This is a genomic window from uncultured Empedobacter sp. (assembly GCF_937930195.1).
Classification (GTDB): Bacteria; Bacteroidota; Bacteroidia; order Flavobacteriales; family Weeksellaceae; genus Empedobacter; species Empedobacter stercoris.
The window spans coordinates 1-5,832 of sequence record NZ_CALGVK010000043.1; the positions used below are offsets into that span (position 1 = coordinate 1).

General features: G+C 31.2%; 4 protein-coding genes and 1 pseudogene. 4 read left to right on the plus strand and 1 reads right to left on the minus strand.

Translation table 11 applies throughout. The features are described from left to right. A pseudogene (locus Q0616_RS02355) lies at window positions 1–933 on the plus strand (TonB-dependent receptor); the annotation flags it as partial. Window positions 934–937: 4 nt separating this feature from the next. Next, window positions 938–2,617: a RagB/SusD family nutrient uptake outer membrane protein gene (locus Q0616_RS02360; RefSeq protein WP_298774778.1), complete on the plus strand. Its 1,680-nt coding sequence runs from the start codon at window positions 938–940 to the stop codon at window positions 2,615–2,617. Between the two features lie 129 nt (window positions 2,618–2,746). Here Q0616_RS02360 and Q0616_RS02365 read toward each other — a convergent pair whose 3' ends face one another. Further along, window positions 2,747–3,460 carry an AAA family ATPase gene (locus Q0616_RS02365; RefSeq protein WP_284583462.1) on the minus strand — a complete coding sequence of 238 codons (714 nt, stop codon included), beginning with the start codon at window positions 3,458–3,460 and terminating at the stop codon, window positions 2,747–2,749. Window positions 3,461–3,616: 156 nt separating this feature from the next. On the opposite strand from Q0616_RS02365, the gene Q0616_RS02370 reads away from it, so the two are divergent. Beyond that, on the plus strand, window positions 3,617–4,495 hold the full coding sequence (locus tag Q0616_RS02370; RefSeq protein ID WP_298774780.1) for a DUF808 domain-containing protein: 879 nt from the start codon (window positions 3,617–3,619) through the stop codon (window positions 4,493–4,495). Between the two features lie 109 nt (window positions 4,496–4,604). Further along, on the plus strand, window positions 4,605–5,147 hold the full coding sequence (locus Q0616_RS02375; RefSeq protein ID WP_260542671.1) for a lipocalin family protein: 543 nt from the start codon (window positions 4,605–4,607) through the stop codon (window positions 5,145–5,147). Window positions 5,148–5,832: the final 685 nt, after the last annotated feature.

Here is a 5,832-nt window from a genome sequence, read left to right on the forward strand (position 1 = left end):
ACCTTTGATTATTACAAAAAGGAGACATCAGATATGTTGTTAGAGCTTGAAATTCCAGATTATATCGGCTATGATAATCCCCAACAAAATACAGGGTCTATGTATACAAAAGGTTGGGATTTTTCGATTTCTTGGCGAGATAGAATCAATGATTTTAAATATGGAATTGCATTAAATCTTTCAGATTCAAAATCAGTTATGGGAGATTTAGGAGGAATTGTTTTTGATGATGCTCAAGCAATTATGGTAGGTGGTCAATACAAAGAATGGTATGGTTATATTGCAGAAGGCATTTACCAAACGCAAGATGAAGTTGCAAATTCTGCCACCTTAAATAAAAATGTGAAACCAGGGGATATTCGTTATAAAGATATTAGTGGGCCAGATGGTATGGCAGATGGTATTATTTCTCCCGAATATGATCGTCAGTTATTAGGAGGTTCTTTACCAAGATATTTATTTGGAGGTACATTAGATGTGGCGTACAAAGGGTTTGATTTTGCTATGACATTTCAAGGTGTAGGAAAACAAAATGCGTATTTATCAACTCAATTCATGAAACCTTTTCAAAGTTCTTGGACAAATCCATCTGGAATTATCGATGGTAATTATTGGAGTGTTTACAATACTGCAGAAGAGAATATGAAAGCTAAATACCCTCGTTTATCAAATGTTGGTGCTGAAAATAATAATTACGAAACTTCTACTTTTTGGATGAGAAAAGGGTCTTATTTCCGTATGAAAAATATTACGATAGGTTATACTTTACCTGCCTATTTAACAGATAAAGTTGGTATTTCGAGTTTACGTGTATTTGCTTCTGGAAATGATTTATTCTCGATTGATAGTTTTCCAAAAGGTTGGGATCCTGAAGTAAATTATAATACTTATATCAGTCGTTCGTTCACCCTTGGTTTATCTGTAAAATTCTAACATCATGAAAAAAATTATAATTGCCTTATCAATCTTTGCTTCTTTCACTTCTTGTGCAGATTTAGACCTTAACCCTTTGTCAGAAGGGGCAAGTGAAAACTGGTATTCTAACGAAAGTGAAATCAATTTATCATTAAATGATTTGTATCGTCAATACGCATGGGATACAGAAATTAATTGGCGCGCCGAGCGTATGACTGACAATTGGTCGCAACGTCAAACGATGAATGATTATGCTGCAGGTGCAATCACATCTACTTGGAGTGTAGCAGAATTAAATTGGAAAAATTTGTACAAAGCTGTTTCAAGAGCCAATACAATTTTAGAAAATTTAGAAAAGGCAGATAACACTGTTTCGGCTTCTAAGAAATTACAATTCGAAGCTGAAGCTCGTTTTATGCGTGCGAATGCATATGCAAGATTAGTTTTTCTTTGGGGAGATGTACCTTTTTATACGAATACGTTAGATATCGATAATGCGTTCAAATTAGGAAGAACAGATAAAAAAGAAGTGATTGCACAAGTTTATAAAGATTTAGATTTTGCTGCAGAAAATTTACCAAAATCATACGCAAGCAATGAATTTGCTCGAGCAACAAAAGGAGCAGCTTTAGCATTCAAATCAAGATATGCATTATATTTTAAAGATTATGCATTAGCAAGAGATGCAGCAAAAGCTTGTATGGATTTGAATCAATATTCGTTATATCCAGATTTTGGAGAATATTTTAAATCAAGTACACGAAATGCGGTAGAAACAATTTTCTCCATACCACGTTCTACAGAATTAGGGGAAGATTTATCAGTTAAAAATTTTATTCCACGTAATGCAGGAGGAACAGCAACAGCGCAACCTTCGTGGGATTTATTCTTTTCTTTTTATGCTTCTGATGGAAAACCTATTGATGAATCGCCTTTATATAATCCACAAAAGCCATTCGAAAATCGTGATCCACGTTTAAAAGAAACAATTGTAGAATTTGGTTCAGACTTTTTGGGGTATATCTACGATCCTAATCCATATGCAACAACTGTATTAAATACAACAACGGGTTCTATGGTCAAAAATAGTGATACAAGAGCTGTTGATACGTATGCTTCTTACAATGGATTGTCCCTAAAAAAAGGTGTTGATGTTGATTGGTCTGATGATTATAAAGCCGATACAGATATTATTATCATGCGATATGCTGATGTTTTATTGATGTATGCGGAAGCTAAAATTGAGCTAAATGAAATCGATCAATCTACCATTGAAGCAATTAATCAAGTTCGAAAAAGAGCATATAAAAATGAAACAAGTTTTCCTGCGGTGACGATGGATAATCAAATTTCACTTAGAAAAACACTTCGTGCAGAAAGAAGAATGGAATTTGCTTGGGAAAATCGTCGTTTAGATGATTTGATTCGTTGGGATTTAGCAGATGAAGCATTAACAATAGATAATTATGGTTTCTTAGATCCAGCTGCTTTAAAATCTAAAATAGTTGATAAGGGCTTATGGGTTTTCCCTTCAACTCCTGAAATTGATGAGAATGGATTGGTAGACTTAAAGGGCATGTTCAATCAAGGATTAGTTAAAAAATTAGCAACAAGAAACTTTAACGAACGTCAATGTTTATGGCCAATTCCATACAAGGAAATTTCGATTAATCCGAATATAAAACAAAATCCTGGTTATTAATGATGACAAAAGTTTTTTATATGGTGTGAAAATAGAATAGCGTTTTTGAAAAAATTTAAACTAATTGACTAAATTGAAAAGCTACTCATTTTTTTGAGTAGCTTTTGTGTTTTTTAATATTTCATTCAATTAAGAATTAGTTTGTCGTTCTAATTTTTCTATCAACAATGCTTTAGCATTTGTAAGCGCATAGTCTTTTGCTTCTGCAAAAGAAATATTGTATTTTCGATGAAGCGACTGTATATCTTTGGGTAATTCACTTAAAAGTTTATCGTAATACGTATCTAACATTTCTGTTGTAGGCATTTTGAAATCAATTTTTAATTGAAATCTTCTTAATAAGGCAACGTCTATAATATGCGGATGATTGGTTGCTGCGATTAACAACGAATTTTGAGGTAAATAATCTATCAGTTGAATAACCGTATTCACTAATCGCCTCATTTCACCAACATCTTTGTCGTCATTTCCGCGTGCTTTTCCAATTTGATCAAATTCATCCAAAAAAAGAATAGCTTTTTCGCGAGCAGCTTTATCAAAAAGCATTCGAATATTTTGTGAAGTTTCTCCAATTCGTGACGAAACGATATTACTTAAATTGAGAATCAATATAGGTTTTCCAATTTCATTTGCAATCGCTTTTGCAGTAGTTGTTTTTCCACATCCCGAAAAACCATGCAGCAAAATTTTGTTGTTAACGGGTAAATTATATTTATTTAATTCCTCTATATAGCGATTTTCTTTGATTAATTGTTTTACTTGGGCAAGATTTTGCTCATCTAAAAAAACATCATTCAAAGAAATTTCTTCTTTATCATCAACAATCAAATCGTAAATATTCATATCAAGTATTTCAAATTTCAAAATTAAACTTTTTTAATTCGAAACTCGATTTTTAAATCCAAAAAAGAGTTGAGGTTTTTCTATTTAATTAATTCTAAAATATTTCGATTGAATTATCAATATTCTTTACATTTACAAACCAAAAACAACAATAATATGGCTTCAGGAATATTTGCAGTATTAGATGATATTGCAGCTTTGATGGATGATGTAGCGGTAACAAGTAAAGTTGCAGCGAGTAAAACAGCAGGGATTTTAGGCGATGATTTAGCGGTGAATGCTGAAAAAGCGACAGGTTTTTTGTCTTCGAGAGAAATTCCAGTTTTATGGGCAATTACAAAAGGTTCGTTTATCAATAAATTAATAATTGTTCCAATTGTTTTAACATTGAATCACTTTTTGCCAGAAGCAATTAAATATGTATTGATTTTAGGTGGTTTTTATTTGGCTTTTGAAGGTGTTGAGAAAATTATTGAATATATTTTTCATCGTGCCAAGAAAGGTACAGAAGTGATTCAGGAAGATAAAGCAGAAGACAACAAGGAAGTATCAGAAAGATCGAAAGTGAAATCTGCAATTATTACTGATTTTATTCTTTCCATAGAAATTGTGATAATAGCTTTAAGTACTGTATTAGAGCAACCAATGATAACACAGGTTTTGACTGTTTCAATCATTGCTATTATTGCGACTTTAGGAGTATACGGGATAGTAGCGTTAATTGTTCGTATGGATGATGCTGGATTTAGATTGATCAAAGCTTCCGAAGATAAAGGAATGGTTTCGAAAATGGGACACTTTTTAGTGAGCGCACTCCCTTATGTGATCAAGATTTTGGGTGTGGTTGGTACGATTGCGTTACTATTGGTTTCAGGACAAATATTTGTTCATAATATTGAATACTTACATCATTTAATTCCAACTTCAATTCCAGCTATGATTAGCGAAGCTTTAGTGGCTTTAATAGCAGGTTTGTTTGTCGTGCTAATTGTTACGATTTTTAAGAAATTATTTGGTTTGGGTAAAGCTCATTAGGAAATAATATAAATGAATGTAGAGGTTGATTTATTGTAAATTTTATTCAAGCATTATTCAATTCTACATCAATTTTATTGATACATTTGCATCCTAACATTTTAGGTGAATGAATTTTAAAAAATTAGCTCTTGCTGCACTTGCGATAGGGACAACGGCTTATATCGTTAATCACAACAAAAAAAATATTAAATATAAACCAGTACAAAACTTTGATTTAGACGAGTTTTTAGGACGTTGGTACGAAATTGCTCGTTTAGAAAACAAAGTACAAAAAGGTCATACGAATGTAACGCACCGTTTTAATTTGAACGAAGAAAATGGTTCTTTGGGAGTGATTGTACGTGGATATGATAAAAAGAAAAAAGGGTGGAGTAAGATTGAAGGGATTGCAACACAAGATATCGAAAATGTTGGATTATTTTCAACAACATTCTTACCTATTTTTGCTAAAAAATTATATGTAATTGATTACGATAAAGACTATAATAATGCATTAGTTGCAAGCGAAGATTATAAAAAGCTATGGATTTTATCGCGTAAAAAAGAAATATCGGATAAAGTAAAAGATCGATTTTTAGATTCTGCAAAGAAAGTAGGGTTTGATCCAAGTAAATTAATTTGGCCATCTCAGGTGCCAATTGCAAAATAAAATATATAGAATTGTCCGTCCTGAAAAAACTGATACAGGATGCAACTCGGATCTTTTCATTTCTGATTATAAATTTGTCTAATTTATAATCAGAAATGAAAATTTTACTTATTTAACTGAAGGGTCAACTGTAGGTTTACATGGTGTAGTAAGAACTTAAATAATACAATATTTCTTTCCAAATTCAACTCTGAAAATAGGTAATATAGAATTTACAAATCCACAATTTTTTGCTTCTTATTTTGAGGAGAATAACTTAGGTTTTAGCTTTTTGAAATAATTAATATCATTTTAGATTTACGAAATAAACTACTTTTTTTTACAAAAAGCTAAATCAGAAATGAAAAATTTATTGATTATACATTTAATTTTATTCCAATTTATGATTTTGAAAAGAATCAATGGTAATTGGTGAAATTAACATCAAAGAAGAACGATTTAAATTGGGTGATATCCTAAATGAAAATAAATGGAGAAAAACTTCTGGAAATTGGTAATAAGTGTGATAATCAACTAAAAAAAATTGTGAATCATCACAAGAAAATTGGTGTAAAAAATTATAATTGAAAACTAATAACTACAACTAATAAACACTTGGTAAAAGTAGCTATTTCGTATTTTGTATAAAGTTTTTTTCGTAAGTTTGAACTTCGCGCTTTGTTTGAAGTTTAGTGATAGAAGTCAC